11 protein-coding genes, 1 tRNA gene and 1 pseudogene are annotated in these 17924 nt (G+C 35.8%); 6 read left to right on the top strand and 7 right to left on the bottom strand.

The genetic code is table 11. The features are described from left to right. Positions 1-162 precede the first annotated feature (162 nt). Both PZ892_RS11145 and PZ892_RS11140 read right to left on the bottom strand, forming a co-directional pair. Complete coding sequence (locus tag PZ892_RS11145) at positions 163-849, bottom strand: hypothetical protein (protein WP_188713449.1); 687 nt, start codon at positions 847-849, stop codon at positions 163-165. Positions 850-1082: 233 nt separating this feature from the next. After that, a complete protein-coding gene (locus tag PZ892_RS11140; protein ID WP_094282283.1) occupies positions 1083-1358 on the bottom strand; it encodes a hypothetical protein in 276 nt (91 codons plus the stop codon). A 321-nt stretch (positions 1359-1679) separates the two neighbouring features. On the opposite strand from PZ892_RS11140, the gene PZ892_RS11135 reads away from it, so the two are divergent. The 6 genes and pseudogenes from PZ892_RS11135 to istB all read left to right on the top strand — a co-directional run bounded on the left by PZ892_RS11135 (position 1680) and on the right by istB (position 11377). Further along, entirely contained in the window at positions 1680-3578 is a 1899-nt protein-coding gene (locus tag PZ892_RS11135) for a BACON domain-containing protein (RefSeq protein ID WP_277711236.1), read from the top strand. Between the two features lie 104 nt (positions 3579-3682). Continuing rightward, positions 3683-4657 carry a D-glycerate dehydrogenase gene (locus tag PZ892_RS11130; RefSeq protein ID WP_094258821.1) on the top strand — a complete coding sequence of 325 codons (975 nt, stop codon included), beginning with the start codon at positions 3683-3685 and terminating at the stop codon, positions 4655-4657. Between the two features lie 2 nt (positions 4658-4659). Continuing rightward, positions 4660-5796 carry a glycerate kinase gene (locus PZ892_RS11125; protein WP_277711235.1) on the top strand — a complete coding sequence of 379 codons (1137 nt, stop codon included), beginning with the start codon at positions 4660-4662 and terminating at the stop codon, positions 5794-5796. Positions 5797-5857: 61 nt separating this feature from the next. Beyond that, a complete protein-coding gene (locus tag PZ892_RS11120; RefSeq protein WP_277711234.1) occupies positions 5858-8197 on the top strand; it encodes a GH92 family glycosyl hydrolase in 2340 nt (779 codons plus the stop codon). Positions 8198-9076: 879 nt separating this feature from the next. Further along, on the top strand, positions 9077-10630 hold the full coding sequence (gene istA / locus PZ892_RS11115) for an IS21 family transposase (RefSeq protein WP_277711233.1): 1554 nt from the start codon (positions 9077-9079) through the stop codon (positions 10628-10630). A gap of 18 nt (positions 10631-10648) precedes the next feature. Then, positions 10649-11377 (top strand): annotated as a pseudogene (gene istB / locus PZ892_RS11110) (IS21-like element helper ATPase IstB). Between the two features lie 990 nt (positions 11378-12367). On the opposite strand, the gene PZ892_RS11105 reads toward istB, so the two are convergent. From PZ892_RS11105 to PZ892_RS11085, 5 genes are all read right to left on the bottom strand, one after another. Next, complete coding sequence (locus PZ892_RS11105; RefSeq protein ID WP_277711232.1) at positions 12368-13432, bottom strand: PIN domain-containing protein; 1065 nt, start codon at positions 13430-13432, stop codon at positions 12368-12370. Positions 13433-13648: 216 nt separating this feature from the next. Continuing rightward, positions 13649-14566: a hypothetical protein gene (locus PZ892_RS11100; protein ID WP_277711231.1), complete on the bottom strand. Its 918-nt coding sequence runs from the start codon at positions 14564-14566 to the stop codon at positions 13649-13651. A gap of 2 nt (positions 14567-14568) precedes the next feature. Further along, positions 14569-15120 (bottom strand): hypothetical protein, encoded by a 552-nt coding sequence (locus tag PZ892_RS11095; protein WP_277711230.1) that lies wholly within the window; start codon positions 15118-15120, stop codon positions 14569-14571. 906 nt (positions 15121-16026) lie between these two features. Beyond that, positions 16027-16100, bottom strand: a tRNA-His gene (locus PZ892_RS11090). 163 nt (positions 16101-16263) lie between these two features. Further along, a complete protein-coding gene (locus PZ892_RS11085) occupies positions 16264-17820 on the bottom strand; it encodes a serine hydrolase (protein WP_277711229.1) in 1557 nt (518 codons plus the stop codon). Positions 17821-17924: the final 104 nt, after the last annotated feature.

Raw genomic sequence — 17924 nt, 5'->3', positions numbered from 1 at the left:
TGAGGGACGTGGTAAAAAAAATGGTTCTTCGGCAAAGCCGAAGAACCATTTTTTTTACCACGTCCTAATTTAATAATGTCATTGTCATTCCGCATCGAAGATGCGGAATCTATTTTTATGCGTTGTGTTGTACAACATACCCCTCTAAATAAAAAATGGGACTTAATTAAGTCCCAAGTTTTTATCATCCATGTATTTCAACATCTTTTTGAGTTCTGGATCGTTGAAGTAGGCTAAGCTTTCGCTTGCTATTTTTCTAGCGTTACGGAACTCTTTCTTTTCAAATTGGTCAGCTGCTAAATTTACTGCCATTGAAATAAGGTCTTTATTGTCTTTTAGCCCCAAGTCTTGGTTTTTCGAAAGTTCTTCGATTACAATGTCATGGTAAGCCAATGATTTTTCTATGTTTTTTTCCTGGAAACTCAAGAATGCCAATTGATTCGCATTGATGGTATATACCTTACGAACCTGCTTGTCATCTTTTAAGAATGGAAACTTGGCAGTCCATGAATTGATGGTGTCCAAAGATCCTTGAAGATTCGCCTTGTCGGAAGCAATGCTAATCAATGATGCCGAGATCATGGTTTGGACTTCCTTGTCTTCCATGTTTTTTTGATAACATGAAGTCAATAGGGGTAATGCTGCATTTATGTTTTTGTTGACAGCAAATTTAATTGCCTTTTCCTTGTTTTCTTTATATTCTACAGAATCTGATTCTTGTGCAAATGCATTAGCTGATACGCTTAATGCCAATATTACGGCTGATAATTTTAAATACATATGTTTGATCATGGAAACAAATCTATAAGAAATGCAAGGCAAAAATAAAGTCTTAACTTTTCTTAACATGTGAATCTTGATTGAGATTCAATAAAGTGCGATTTAGGAATCTTAATTGTAACAAACTTATTATAAACACTAGGAATGTGCGTTAGAATGGTAATTAAGGGGGTAATTTTGTTTTGAGAGTGGAAGTTGTTCAAAATCAGGATGCTAAATAAACGACTTAGGTCAGGGGTGATCCTGACCTAAGTAAGATGAAAAATACAATTTGAATTATTAATGATTGCGGCTTGAATATTTTAACCAAACGCTTCAGTTGATGGATTATTAATGATGTTTTTTCTGTTTTCTAATTCTTCCTTGATTTCATTCATGGATTTAATATTCAATATTAGAATTGGAAAGGAAATGATGGAGAATAACCAGAGGAACATGTGCTCAACGATCATTCCTAATGCTAAGGAAGAAACCCAATAAAGACCTAGTGCAAAAACATGAATGGAGGTCAAGGTCTTTAACCGGATAAGTTTCTTCATTAATACAGCTTCGCTTAATTCTTGAATCTTATGTGTCATGATATTTATCTATCTATCTGATTGTTAGTATAAATTTACTAATAGAATTCCTTCGATTTCCCTTGGTTTTAAAACTTAATAGAAACTTAATGATTTGGATATATTATCGCATATGACCTTATTGTGTACGATAGCAAAGATTTATTGGGAAAGGTTGGTTGTTCTGTTTTTTGCAGAAGATTTTATTAAATATTTGGTTAAATATATTTCAAGATAAATTCAAAAAAACTGATATTTTTGATTGATGTTTTTACTCTTCATTTTAGGGAGAAAAATACATTCAAAATCAATTATTGAGATTATTAACTATTTATTCGGATTATGAACCGTCAATCCCTGCTGTTGTATATTCTTGGCATTTTACTGCTCGTAACAAATTCCTGCAAGAAAGATGATATTGAAAAGATTATAACTGCAAAACTTGAGGTTAAGGTTTTGGATAAGCAAAATAATCCTATAGAAGAAGCAGAGGTGGAACTCGTGGATCTTCATCAAAAGAAAATGACCAGCTATTCAGGGCAGGCGGTTTTTGAGAAAACAAAGGTTGGGGAGGTAAAGGTAATTGTTCGGAAGCAACATTTCTTGGATCAGGTCCAGACATTAATGGTGAAGAAAGATCAAGAAAACCAATTGAATGTGGTTTTAGAAGATGGGGATCCTTACTTAGAGTTGGAATTTTTAACCTTAAAGCTTAAAGGAAAAAATAGCGAATCGGTAATTGCTGTTAAATCGAATGCTGCCTGGACCGTAGAATCAGATGTTGAATGGCTTACTGTGGACAAGAAGAGTGCAACCGGGAATACATCTGTCCTTGCTTTTGCTACTGAAAATCTCTCGGATGAGGAAAGGGAGGGGAACCTTAAATTTAGAATTTCAGATAGTACCATTCTCATAAAGGTTACTCAACAAGTAAATTTAAGGTTAGTGGCGCATACAGGCGGAAATACACCTTTATCGGACTCCATTTTTTTTACTTTTAATAAGCCCATAAAGATCAATACCATTTCGAATAAATATGAATTGTGTCTTCCTACTGATATGGGTTCTAACCTTTCGGATGGCGGTAAGACGGTCAAATTCAAATATGGTTGTGCTTCCTTAGGGAGGTCCTTTCCAATTTATTATTCTGTTACTGATTATGATGGGAATACGCTTAGTGAAACTGTCCAGATAGATTATTTTTCCAAGAAGGCAAGTATTGGTACTGAAGTAGGTGTTCACAAGATAATTATGGATAGGGATAATAAAAGTCTATGGGTATTAGCCAGGGGTCCACAATTAGAGTTTGCAAGTAAATTGGTCAAAATGGACCTGGAATCTTTTAAAGTTGTACAAGAGATTACTTTGCCTGAAGCTCCGATTGATTTTGTAATTAATCCTTATAATCAATTGATGTATGTGACGACGGATCAGAAACCAGAAATCTATGTTTATGATCCAAAAAATGGGAAGAAGATAAAAACTATCACCTTGAAAGTTCTAAAAGGGGATAATGAAATGTATCCATTTATCTATCCAGAGGATATTTTGTTTACGAATTCAGGGTTTGGAATGGTCAATGTTGGGAATATTCAATCTTCAGGAGAGGTTTGGAAAGCCATTGATGCCTCCAAGAACGACAGCATTTATAAACATCCAAGTGTAGAGAATGAATTTTATAAATCTATAAAAGTTCCGGTTCTCGTTAATGGAGGCAACGATATTGTTGGATATTTAGATGGTACATCCCCAATTATATTAAATGGGAAAACTAAAACATATAGTAAATTTTTTGAATCTCCGGTTCCATTTCCATTCAACCCATTTTTCTTTTCCAACCCGAAAGGTAATAAACTCCTCATTAATGGGTATTGGGAAGATGCATTGTTGGAATTTCCAAGCATGAAGGTGATCAATCGGAGTTATAATGGCGTTGTTCCATGGGCATTTTCCAACGAGGAAGGGGAAGAAAATTCAATATTTGCATTGACAGGTACCCGTGGGGACTATCTTTCGTTACTGAACTATTCATTAACGAAAACTGATTTATATTTTCCGAATAGTATTACCCCTGATAATGGCAGTTATGCAGTTTCCAAAGACAATAAATATTTTATTGCCGCTTATTATGATGCCATTTATAGGTTTGATAAGGTCATGTTTTCAGCTCGATATAATTATAATATAGTAAGTCCAACAGGTAGAGTAAATGGGCAACCAGCACTTCGATCCTTTCGATAAGGCAGCAATCTGAAGGGTATTTTTGGGTTTGAATTTCTATGAAATTAACTATAATTCATAGATTATTAGTATATTATGCCTATAGCATATTAAACCACCTAAACATGAAAATCTTTATCAATAAATTAATTCCAGAAGTGGGGATGCAATTGTTGGCTCGTCCCGACATTGACCTACTAATGCCGGAGAATCCTGAAATTTCATATGATGAATGGATTTCTTATTGTCAACAATGTGATGCCATCTTAAATATTGGAGCCTATAAAATCGATGCTAAATTCTTTGATTTATGTCCTTCGGTAAAGGCTGTTTCCTTGTTTTCAGTAGGTTATGATCAAGTCGATCTCCCTGAAGCTACTCGCAGGGGAATTCCGGTTTCCAATACTCCCGATGTATTGAGTAAGGCGACCTCTGATATATCTTTTATGCTGATGCTGATGGTCTCACGCTTGGCATCCTTTCAAACCAATCAGGTTCGGATTGGAGTTCGATTTAAATATTTTAATCCTGTTGCGAATCTAGGTCAGGAGCTCTATGGAAAAACCTTAGGGATTTTTGGTTTGGGTAGGATAGGTTATGAAATGGCGATTAAATGTCAAGGAGCCTATGATATGCCTATTATCTATCATAATCGAAACCGACATCCAGAGATGGAGGAGAAGTTAGGGGCTAAATACGTCAGTTTTGAGGAGTTATTGGCACAATCAGATGTATTATCGATACATGCAAATTATTCACCTGAATACCATGGTTTATTTAATAAGGATGTCTTTAGCCAAATGAAGGAAAATGCTATCCTAGTCAATACAGCCAGGGGAGGATTTGTGAATGAACTGGATTTGGATGAGGCATTAAAAGCAGGGGAGATTTGGGGAGCAGGGCTAGATGTGACCGATCCGGAACCGATGCTTCCAGATAATCCATTATTGAAGCAAGAGCGTGTTTGCGTACTTCCGCATATAGGATCAGCCACACTTGAGGCTAGGGGTGGAATGGCAAGAATTGCCGCTGAAAATATTGTGGCTTTTGTTCAAGGAGAGAAGCTTAAAACCTGTTTAAACCCTGAAGTTTATTCTTGACGATGGTTATATTGATTGCCCCCAATAGTTTTAAGAATAGCCTGATGGCGGATGAGGTAGCAGATGCGATTGAGATAGGATTGAAGCAATCGGGCCTGAAAAGCAAATTTATAAAGTTTCCAATTGGGGACGGCGGCGATTATACTTCCCATTTAATCTGCAAGCATTTAAAAGGTGAGATGAAATCCATGCAGGTGGAAGGAGCTTACCTAAGAAAAACCCAAGCTAATTATGCATTAATCCATCGTGGGAAAACTGCTGTCATCGAAGTTGCCGAAACCTCTGGTTATAAATCCGTAAATAACAAGGTTAAAAATCCATTGGACTCGAGTACAAAAGGGTTAGGTCAGGTTATTCGTTCACAGATAGAATCTGGGATAAAAAACTTTATCATTTGTTTGGGCGGTTCTGCGACAGTTGATGGGGGCATTGGCATGCTTCAGGCATTAGGTTTGGAGTTTAAGGATAAGTCTGACCAAAAAATTCAAGCCATGCCTGGCAATTTTGATGAGGTTGAAAAAATAGATTGTTCCAATTTTGAGGAACTTGTAAAGGGCTGTAAGTTCACCGTCCTATGTGATGTAGATAATAAATTACTAGGTAAGAAAGGTGCTGCAGAAGTATTCGGTCCGCAAAAAGGAGCGAAGGCAGCAGATGTCGAACAACTAGAAAGCTTCCTGAGTAAGTTTGATAAACTTAGCAAAAAGGTGTTGGGGAAGTCGATGAACAGCATTCAGGGTGGAGGTGCAGCCGGCGGATTAGGAGCAGCATTTGCAGTATATTTAAAGGCAGATCTCCAACATGGCGCGAGTTATTTTTGCGAGTTGACGAAGTTTGATCAGGAACTAAAAGAAGCAGATCTTTTGATCACGGCTGAAGGAAGTATTGATCAGCAGTCCTTGGATGGCAAAGCCCCGATTACTGTCGCTGAAAAAGCGAAAAAACTCCATATTCCTTGTATTGGTTTGGCAGGAAGAATACCCCTAGAAATACCCCCGAAATTGCAGGAATATTTTAGTTTACTCCTGCCAATTGCAAATCAACCTGAAAGTTTGGAAGAATCCATTAAGCACAGTAAAGCCAATTTGATTAGGACGGCAGGCCAAATTGGAAAGTTTATGAGTACGCAAAAGCAATAATTACAAATTCCATCTTATCCGCGTTATTTTCCCAGAAGTTCAAAAAGCTATCAAATCAGTAATGATGAAAGAATTCCTATATTTAGGATATTCTAGCTTTAAAAACATGCAAATAAAATCCATAATTCTAGGTGTAATCAGCATATTGACTTATAGTTTTGGTCAAGCCCAAACGGAGCTTGGTCCTTCCCGATATGTGAATCCCTTTATCGGCGCAAGTACCAATACAGCGAGTTCGGTTCATGGTTTAGGCAAGACCTTTCCAGGAGCGACAACCCCATTTGGGATGACTCAGGTAAGTCCAAATACGATTACCGGCGGTGATAATGGATCAGGCTACAGTTATGAGCATAAGACCTTGGAAGGTTTTGCGTTTACCCAGATGAGTGGTGTTGGCTGGTATGGAGATTTAGGAAACTTCCTTGTGATGCCAACAACGGGCCCATTGCGACTGATAGCAGGGAAAGAAGGAAATACAGAATTAGATGGGTATCGATCAACCTATGATAAGTCCACTGAGAAAGCCGAAGCAGGGTATTATTCTGTGTTTTTAGATCGCTATCAGATTAAAGCCGAAGCGACAGCATCCCCATATGGAGGAATGTTACGATTTACCTTTCCAGAGAATGACAGCTCCCGAATTCAGATTGATTTAGCCAGACGGGTTGGAGGAACATCCACTCGACAGGCGGTTGATGTTGTTGATGAAAGAACTATTCGAGGATGGATAAAATGTGATCCATCAGGAGGAGGTTGGGGCGATGGCGCTGGTCAGGCCGACTATACTGTTTATTTCTATGCCGAATTCAGCAAGCCCTTGTTGGATTATGGCTTTTGGGCATTGGAAGTTCCGGATGATCAAAAGCGGAAAAATGCAGATGTGGCTAGTGTAGAGTATCAAAAATTAATAGAAAAAGCGCATGTCATCAAAGGAGCTTCGGGAATAGAAGCGGAGCATGTGGGATTTTTTCTGGAGTTTCCGACGAAGGATCAGGAACAAGTAACCTTGAAGGTAGGGATATCCTTTACTGATCAAAAAGGCGCTGAAAATAATTTTTATGCAGACGTCCATGGCAAGAACTTTAGGACGATGCAACAATCGGCTCGTGAAGCTTGGGACAAAGCATTAGGAAAGATCGAAGTGGAGGGCGGAACAGAAGATGAGAAAACCATATTCTATACCGCACTCTATCATACCATGATAGATCCTCGCAATATAACAGATGTTGATGGTCGCTATCCTAGACCAAATGGTCAGGTTCATTTGGCGGAAGGATTTACGAAGCGCACTATCTTTAGCGGTTGGGATGTGTTCAGAAGTCAATTTCCATTGCAGACTATCATCAATCCCAAATTAGTCAATGATGAGATCAATTCTTTGATGAGCTTGGCGACGCAAAGCAATAAGAACTATTTGGAGCGTTGGGAGTTTTTCAATGCCTATTCCGGTTGCATGGTTGGTAATCCGGCTCTATCCGTCATTGCGGATGCCTATGCAAAGGGGATCCGAGGCTATAATAAAGATGAGGCTTTGGATCTGATGATCAAGACTTCGGATAAATTTGGAAATGGAGAACTAGGATATGTTCCGGTTGAAAATGGCTATGGAATTTCCGAAACCTTAGAATTTGCCTATGGCGATTGGTGTATTGCGCAGATGGCAAAGGAATTGGGGAAGAAAGATATACATGAGAAGTATTTAGCGAGGAGTAAATATTACAAAAATATTTTTGACAGCAAGAAGGGTTGGTTCAGGCCCAAACATGCGGATGGGAAATGGCAGGATTGGCCGAAGGAAGGTCGATTAAAGGAATGGTATGGCAGTATAGAATCGAATCCATATCAGCAGGGTTGGTTTGTGCCGCATGATGTAGAAGGAATGGTTGAATTGATGGGCGGAAGGGAAAAGGTCCTTGCGGATTTACAATCATTCTTTGAAAATACCCCTCAGGACTTTTTATGGAACAATTATTATAATCATGCCAATGAGCCCGTTCATCATGTTCCGTTTTTATTCAATAGGCTAGGAGCACCATCATTGACACAAAAATGGACCCGTTATATTTGTGAGCATGCCTATAAAAATAGTGTAGAAGGATTGACGGGAAATGAAGATGTTGGACAGATGTCGGCATGGTATGTTTTGGCAGCTTCTGGGATTCATCCAATAGCACCTGGAGATCCAACCTATGAGATTACAAGTCCTGTCTTTAGTAAGGTAACTTTTAATCTAGATAATGGGAAGAAGTTTCAAATTATTGCCAATAACAATTCGAAGGAAAATCTATATATACAGTCTGCAACATTAAATGGGAAGAGCTATGGTTCAAAGCAGTTAAGCCATGAGGATCTTGTAAAAGGAGGGAGTTTGGTATTGGAGATGGGGAAGGAAGGGAAGTAGAGAAAGGGGAAAAGGCTTATTTTTAGAGAATCTTCTAGCGTAGTTAGAAGTTAAGGACTTTATACATGTTGATAGGAAAGTAATTTTTTCTATAGCTCTTAAAACTATTGCATTCAAGATTATTTTGTAACATTACTATCCTTCGGAAAAGTTAAAAGCAGGTTCACAAGATTAGGCAATCACAAATAAGGCTGTTAAAGTTGGTAAGATGTTGGATATAGAAGTTTGTGTTTATCTCTTGATGTCATCGGATTTCTTCATGAGCTTAAGAGAAGCAGGAATGTTTTAATCGCTATTCAATATTTCAATTAAAATTTTTAACCTATTTTAAAGCTGAATTCTCTATTAAATGATGAGATGGAAAAGTTTACAAAAGTATTGAGGTAATTTAGTAATTAAGAGTTTGTGAAAGTAACCTAAATTCCGAAATTTTAAAATAAAAAGTGACTTTATTCTATGGAATAGTCACTTTCCAAAATTTTCTAGTATGGTTCGTTTTGTCCAATAAGCTAGTGTGTTAAGTTTAACCCAATATTTTCTATCCAAACATTTGCATTTTCAATGACATCATCATTTTGGATATTTCGGATCGATTTGTGCCAGTCATTTAAGTCTGTTAGTGCCAGTTATTACGGTTCAAAATGTGCCATATGACCAGTAATGATTTAGTATATTACGGATCGATTTGTGCCAAGATTAGTTTTTAAGAAAATTTTGGTTTCATATTCTCTCCTTAATTTGTTATTACGGTTCGATTTGTGCCACCGTCCGTCAATCATCATCTATGTCACTACTCTTTAAACAGCAGTGGTTTACGGTTTGATTTGTGCCACTTTCTGAGATCAATAAATTACCTTGTCGCCAAAAAAAATCAGCGACATGGCCAATATACTTGATCCAATGGACTTAAAACAGATCCTTACATTACATCTTGATGGTTTGAGCAATCGTAGAATAGCCGTAATTTTGGGTATTTCACGCAATACCGTAAATACCTATATCAAACTGTTCTCTGCCAGTGATTACCCTTTCACGTCTCTTCTGGAGTTGGACAATGCCGCTTTAGCTGAATTATTTTCTTCCTATACTACGATCGATACCGACCGTCACAATGAACTTATGCTGTTTTTCGAGGGTGTAAACAGGGCGCGTAACCATCCCGGCTTTACCTTTCTGTACCACTATCAGCAATATGTCGAACAGAGCAAAGATCCATATAGCTATACCCAGTTTCTGGAGCATTACCGCCGTAAATATCCTATAGAAAAAGGCTCCATGAAGCTCGACCATGTTGCCGGGCAGGAAATGTTCATAGACTTTGCTGGAAAGAAGCTCCAGATCGTCGACCGTGATACCGGCGAAGTAACGAACGTTGAAGTATTTGTCGCTATTCTTCCCTATAGCCAGTACACTTATGTTCAGGCATGTATGACACAAAGGCGGGCAGATCTTATATCCTGCTGCAGGAATGCCCTGCAGTTCTTTCAGGGTGTCCCCAGGGCCATCGTATCGGACAACCTGAAATCAGCGGTCAATAGGGCCAGCAAGTACGAAGCTGAGATCAACCGGACCTTCAAGGACTTTGCCCGCCATTACAACTGCGTGATCAATCCCACCCGGAGCTATGCCGCGCAGGACAAGGCCCTGGTGGAAAATGCGGTCCATCTGACCTATCAACGCATCTATTACCCGATACGGCAGATGACATTTTTTTCACTTGATGAGCTGAATGTTCATATCAGACAGCTCTTGAAGCGCTATAATGAACTGTTCTTCAAGCGGAAGGAATCAAGCAGGATCGAACTCTACCAACGGATCGAGAGACAGTATCTCAAAAGTCTTCCTGATGAACCTTATGAACTCAAGGACTATAAAAGGGCAAAGGTGCAGAAGATGGGCTATGTCTACTTCTCTCCCGACAAGAGCTATTATAGCGTTCCATACCGTTTCATAGGAAAAGAGACCATGATACACTATACATATACCCGTGTGGAAGTATATTATAATCATCAGCGCATTGCTCTCCATCCCAGGAATCTCTCCAAGGGTAGCTATATTACCAATACGGATCACCTGAGCAGTACGCACAAGTTCTATTCGGACTGGAATCCGGAGTTCTTTAAGAGAAAGGCAGCTACCCATGGAGAATATGTACTGAAGTGCGTGGAAAGGATCCTCACTTCTCAGGACTATCCGGAAATAGGATATAAAAGAGCTCTGGGTGTCATTGAACTTTATCGATCATACAGCTCAGAGAGACTGAACAATGCCTGCAGAAGAGCTTGGGAAACTGAGGCTTGCTCATATGGCCACATCAAAAACATCTTAAAAAATAATATGGATAAGTTGCCCTACGATGAAACTGGGGCAGAAGAACCAAAGCCCCATATCCCTTACCATGAGAACATTAGGGGGGCATCTGCCTATAAATAATACTAAAATCATAACATTATGAACAATCAGACAATCGAGAAACTAAAGAACATGCGCCTGGGTGCAATGGCGCGACTGCATCAGCAGAACGTAGAACAGAACAAGCTTGAAGGAATCACCTGTGATGAATATCTGGCAATCCTAACGGATCACCAATGGGAAGAAAGAGAAAACAACAAAACGGAACGACTGATCAAGCAAGCCTGCTTTAGACAGACGGCAAGCATAGCGGACATCAATTACCGCAATGAGAGGAACCTGGACAAGAACATGTTCCTCAGGTTGAGCACGTTGGACTTTATATCGCGCAAAGAGAATATAATTATATGCGGGGCCGCCGGAACTGGTAAAAGCTATATTGCACAGGCACTGGGAAATCAGGCCTGCCTATATGGAAAGAAAACCTTTTATGGGATAACCTCCAGGATCTTCAAGAAGCTAAAGCTATGTAAGGTCGATGGAACATACCTATAAGAATTGGATAAACTTAATAAAATGGAACTATTGATACTAGATGACTTTGGCTTGCAGGCCCTGGATGTTCAGGACAGGGAATCGCTAATGGATATAATAGATGACAGACATGGAAAGAGATCGACGATCATATCTTCCCAGATACCTGTGGCAGCATGGTACGAAATTATCGGTGGAGAGGGCACAGTAGCAGACGCAATACTCGATAGAATTGTGAACTCTTCTCATAGGATAAATCTAGAAGGAGATTCTTTACGTAAAGGCAAAATATAATGGATATAAAATAAGTTTTTCATATAATTGTATGATCTCAAAAGTGGCACGGTTTAACCCAAATCAATGGCACAATCCCTCCGAAATACCCACATTTGATCTATCCTTATCCTTTCAAGGCTCAAGTAAAGATCTATTGCAAAAAATGTATTAGTTGGTATTGTGACAGATGCTTCAAAGTAATCATTATTAGCTTCTAGAACTCTATCAGTAGTTTTCAATCAATTCCTATGTTATTAAACAGATTCAAATTCTGGAAGAGTTTTATTTACATACAAAAAATCATTTTCATGATCAGGCCATTTTTTAAATACGAAAAAAAGAATGTCCGACCCTGATGTATATCTTTCAGACTTGAATTCACAATAAATATCTCTAAAGAAAATATATGTATAAATGTTATCTTTTGAGTTTGCCGAATTATTTAATTTACCAATTGTTTTTATTTCATTATTTACGAAAACTTTTTGATTTAAAAATACGGGTGGTTTGTACTGTTGATTGTATACTTGATTTCTGTCAGCTGAAAAACAAGACTATTACAATATGAGGATCTCCCGATTTATCTATAACTTTAGAGCCAGCTAAAATTAAGTTATCTTCTGTAATTATATCCTTGAAGTTTTTAGTCTAAGTCTATAATTGTTTATGAACTCATTTATTTAAAAGAAGATGGTTAACATTTTAATGGTCAAGTAATTTTGTTAAAAATAGGTAAAAATTAATTACTTTTAAAGTTGTGTATGAAAATTTATAACAGGGTGTAAATGTAAAACATTAAGTCCAAATTTCTGAACAATATAGTAACTATTTAGGTATTAGATATTGAGAGGTGTAATAATTTGAGTGTCGGAACAAAGGGGTATTATAGTTTGAAGGATGAAGGTTATTTTTAATTTAATTAACCTCGGTTAGAAATTCTCATACGAGGTCAAATATTTTGGGCTTTACACAAAAATCATAGTTGTGCAAAACTTACCGATTTTATTGTTAGTCATAATATTTATTTTCTATATTAAAACTAACTTTCACACCATCATTTATTGATTCTATTTCAAAATCCTCAAAGTAATCTTCTTCAGAAATGATTTCAGTTGTTACAATCATTTTAGAGTTAAATTTCTTTTCAAATGTTTCAAAATTAGTTTCAAGATAATGATAACTCTTGTCGTCACTATCATAGTACATAAACTCTTCGTCATCTGTTAGTACACTAACTTTTACATTTACATCTCCTGTAACTTCAATTATAACAACATCATCTTCTATATTTACAATATTATATTCTAAATCTCCAATTTCAATGTCATCTTCATCTATTGTTAGATCGTAAATTTCTTTATAATTTACAGCTTCATAATAAAGTGAAAAATCGTCCAAATTTGATTTATACCAGTCAACAAAACTTTGTTTAAGGAACTCTTTGTTTTGTAAAAATAATATATTTGTTATATCTGATTTTATTTTGTCAAGATGCTTGAATTTTTCATCTAAATATTTATCATATTCATTTGTTATTTCTAGTGAAGATGAGGAGCATTTAATAAAATCTTTATCTGTTGAAAATACAACAGCATCAAAGCCTTTTGTTGATAGATAATCTTTTATTAATCCTAGACTAAACGCATCAGGAAATTCTGATTTTTTATCTCCATTTCCAAAAGGAGGCAATCCTTGGAAATAATTATCAAAAACAGATTTAATATTAATTGATTTATAGGGTATTACTTTTATAACTCCTTCTTTAATAAAATCATCTAATTTATTTTCAAATTCTGTTTCAATTGTGGTTTTGTCAATTTTTTCAAATAATTTATCAGAATTTTTATTATTCCTCAAAATCCAATTTTCTTGTTCCTTTGTGAATTTTTTGTGGTTTGAGATTGCTTTATCTAGAAAACTAGAAAACTTATTTTTTAATTCGTTATATGTTATTTCCGTAATGTATATCTCAATAATTCCTTTTATACTTAAACTTAATAAGGAGTTTATTTTCTTTCCGTGAAAAAAATTTTCCTTAATAAATATCCCAGTGTCTAAAATTTTTATTTTCATTTGATATAGAGTTTGGCCTGGTATGATTACTGCTAACGTTTCGGGACTTGGCACTAGTGTCGAGAAGTGAATTGGAAAAGTTTCAATTCCGGATACAGTAAGCAAAAGCAAATTCAACGTATAAATTTAAGAAAAACTCAATGTAATTGGTTTTTTGCGAGATATAAAGCCAAAACTTTCAATTATCATTTAACCCGCCATTTCGCGAAACCGATGTTAGTTGATGGCGTTTTTTAATATTTCTTTTAATTCATATGAGATTTTCAACGTGCCATTTTTATAATGAGTTTCATTTTTAGTTAATAAAAAATCAACCTCTTGATTTATATACGATTTTTGATAATCTATTAATGTTTCTTCATCTAAATCTGAACTGATAAATCCTGTTATATAAACTCCCATTGATGTAATCATTTCAAATTTTCCTGATTCAAGTAACAATCCTTTAAAAATTCCCTTTATTACTTCCTCAGTTTCTTCATTTATTGTTTTTGAAACTCTTTCATAGGCTATGTGAATTTTATCAATTTCAATTTCAGCATTTACTTCATTAGACTGAATTTTTAAAATTGATTCTTCATCTGAAATAGCTTTCAAAAATTTTGATAAATTCTTTAAAATACTTTTAGGATGATTTTCCACAATTTTTTCAAATTCATCATCAGACAATGATGTTTTTTCAATTATGTGAATAACCTCTTTAATAGATTCCGATACTTCTATATCATCCATTAAATCAGATTTATCTAATTGTGAAAGTTCAATTCCAAAAGATCCTCTTGGTAAAGCAGTTAAATATAAAGTGCTTTTATTTTTCAAAGCGTTTCTTTTCACTTTATTAGTAAAAGAAGTTACAGCAATTTGTGTTTTAACTAAATCTTGAAAAGGTTTAATTATCTTATTTAAAAAATTAATTTTGATTCCCTCCGATCCAGAAACTGCATTTCCACTAAATAGTAATTCAACCTTAGGTTCATAATGTTTTTCAGGTAAACTATTTAATTCTTCGTTTAGTTGAGCAATTTTTTGCTTTAAACTTAAAGACATAATAGGATGATCAATTACCATATTTAGTAATCGTTCAGTCTCAATAATTTGAGTTTTTATATTTTGTATTTTCGTGTATAAACTCATAATTATAGCGAATTTAAATAATTTAATGCATATAAATCTTCGGTTGGTGTATTAAGTTCTATTCTTAAAATACCCTTCCAAATTTTATGCCTATTATGAGAAAATAATTGTATCCAGTATCGAGTTGATTCGACTGTTACATATGGATCATAACAAAAGTCAACTGGATAATGGTCTAATTTGAAAATTTGTTTTGATAAACTAGGATTAAAAAAAGGTTCAAAATTCTGTTGAATATTTACAAATTGCTGTTGGTCTAAACCACCAAAAAAAGTAACTAAATCTAAATCATTTGGCGCTCTATTTTCTGTAGTTTCAATATTTTCAGAAAAACTACCATCGAGCCAATGAAATCCTTGAATTATTCCATATTGATTTAATAATCCTCTAAATTCCAAAAATCTTTTTAAGATATCTATCCTTTGAGGACTGGTTGCAAAATGGTTACAAAACTCAACAATTGAGCAAAGATAAGGAGATATATCATTAGGATTTGTTGGCATACCAACAAATGGTGGAATTACATTATTATGATCAAAATTTGGTATTGGCATTGTTTTTTTATAATTGATTTTATTAACGCTTTCGTTTAACAGATGTTTAGAGAAACTATTTTACAGAAATTTTCACTAATCCTTACTTATATACGAATTTCGAGATATAGTTTTAAGTTAAATTTAAAAATTTGAATATCTTTTGTTTGTATCTCATTTCTTTACATAAAGCAAAATAAATACAATTGATTTCAATATATAAGTAAATGTATTGACAAACAAAAAATATATAAAACTTAATTACTTGATTCAGGTTATTAGGCATCCCAATCACCAATTTAGGGGAATATTATGCCCCAAACCAAGATATCAAATAAATTGTGTACTTACACAATCTATTTATATTGCTTCGCAGTTTGTCCTACTTATTACTTCTACAATGAAACGTTTCATAAATGTTTCTTTGTCTTTTAATTAGGTATGGCAAACTTGGTTAAAATGCAACCACTTTTCAAGTTTGGCTCAGCCTGCTGATCACTCAGGATTCGAAGTTGTCCCTATTTTTAATATTCCAATCATACAAACCTTTTTCAAAAATACCACCAGCAGTCTTCGTATTAATCGTAAATATCGTTGAATAATGATTGCCCTATTCTCTTCAATGATCTTCGTCCTTTTCGCTATCGGCGACCAATTGAGGGTAAATATTATTTGAAATTTAAAGTAATACAATATTATCCTTTAAGAGAGTTTGGATTTTCGTAATAGGATTTAAAGAAATAAAATTTTTAATAAAACCTTGGACAGAACTGCGTCATAAAGCTTAAAATTTGAGGGATTTCAGAGAATTTACGATTGGATATAAAAATAAAAACTTCAATCCATTGCTCATTAGAACCAATTAGAAAGACTTCACTTTTTAGGCTATAAACAAAAAAAGGAGGTCTTTTGGACCTCCTTTAACCGGGTAAGTAATGGGGCTCGAACCCACGACCCCTAGAACCACAATCTAGTGCTCTAACCAACTGAGCTATACCTACCGTGATTTTGTGATACAAAAGTAGGATTAATCTCTATATACTCCAAATGTTTTTGTTGGATTAATTGCTTTAAACTGCGAAAAAGCTCATTTCTAATGAGATATTTTTATTCTTGACAGATAATAGATGGTTTCAAGCAGGTTATTGCTCTTAAAATTGCTAGTTATTTTCTTTTTAAATCCAAGTCATGAAAGTCAAAGGAGAAATCTGTAGCTGGCGAAACGGCCATCATTTTAATGCTATTAGCTTTTCCTGTTTCATCAAGATTAAACATCACATAGGAATCGGCGGTCATGCTGCGGTCATTCCAGGCTGCTACAAAGGTATTGCCTTGGTAATAGTACATTTTCCCTTGCAATTGTGGCGACCTAGCTGACTTGAAGTATAGCTGTCCATTACGTTCCAGGATTTCAATTTCACCAAACCATTGGTCTTTATATTTACCTAGATAAGGGGAGAAGTCGATTTTTTGTTTTTGAGACTTAATTTTTGCCCATACCTTATCTGTGACTTCATCCGCTTCACCGGCAAATTTTTGTTCGCGTTCCTTTAATTCCTTGAGGCGGTCGGTATTTTTGATATCGAAGTAAAAGTCCTTAATCTGATTGGTAATGGTTGTAAAGGCATTTCCACTCTGTTGATTGGTGAGCACAATAATTCCTAATTTTAGTTCAGGGATCATTGTGACTTGAGTAACCATTCCACCCAATCCGCCAGTATGTTCGGCAACAAAATAACCATTCTGATCACTGAGGAATAATCCGAGTCCATAGCCTCTAAAATGTGCATTATAAGGACCTGATCCAGGGATAACCGTTTGCAGGGTCATAATCTCTCGTAACCTATTTTCAGAAATCAATTGTTTCTCGAGGTTGCTGCCATATTTACCTTTATTCAAGAGCATAGTTACCCATTTGCTCATATCTTCAATACTGCTGTTGATACCACCGGCAGCATTGGTGGTTTCGCTGAGAAATCGAGCGATGGTAATGAGTTTACCATCCAATGGAACATGGGCATCAATAACATTGTCTTTGGATTTCATCCGACTCAGGGAGGCTGCACTATTGGTCATATTCAGAGGAGCCATGATTTTTTGTTCAATAAAATCTTCCCAAGACAGGCCTGATGCTCTTTTTAACACTTCACCGGCAACAATATAGAGCAGGTTATCATAATCAAATTTGGTTCTGAAGCTAGAAACTGGTTTAAGGTATCTCAGGTTGTGGATGACTTCTTCGGTATTGAAGTTTGCAGAATCTGGCCAGAACATAAGATCGCCAGCTCCGAGACCTAGGCCAGAGCGATGAGTAAGGAGATCCCGAATGGTAAATTCAGAGGTAACATAGGGGTCATACATTTTAAACTCGGGGATAAAATCAGTCACTTTACTATCCCAGGATAGTTTACCTTCATCCATCATCATCCCTAAGGCAAAAGCCGTAAAAACTTTGCTGTTTGAGGCAATGGCGAATGCAGTTTGATTATCTACCGGTTGTTTGCTGTTGATGGACCTGAGGCCATATCCTTTTTGATGAATTACTTTTCCATCTTTAATAATGCCGAGGGATATTCCTGGGACATTAAAGGCAGTCATTGTTTTTTGGACCAATTCGTCCAAGGTTTTCTCTGGCATTTCCTGCGCTATGGAATGAATAGACAGGAGACTTGTCAGAAAAAGAAAAGCAAGACCTTTAAATACATTATTGATCATATTCATAATATTAGGAGTTAATTGAGTTTCAGCGTAATTTTTCAATATTAGCTGGTATAAAGTATAATAAATTTACAGTGTATTTTGAGGATTCAAAAGGAAATTGAACT

It is taken from the genome of Sphingobacterium sp. WM, assembly GCF_029542465.1.
GTDB classification, from domain to species: Bacteria; Bacteroidota; Bacteroidia; order Sphingobacteriales; family Sphingobacteriaceae; genus Sphingobacterium; species Sphingobacterium cellulitidis.
Note: the sequence above shows the minus strand (reverse complement) of the source record. Positions and strands in the feature narration are given on the sequence as shown.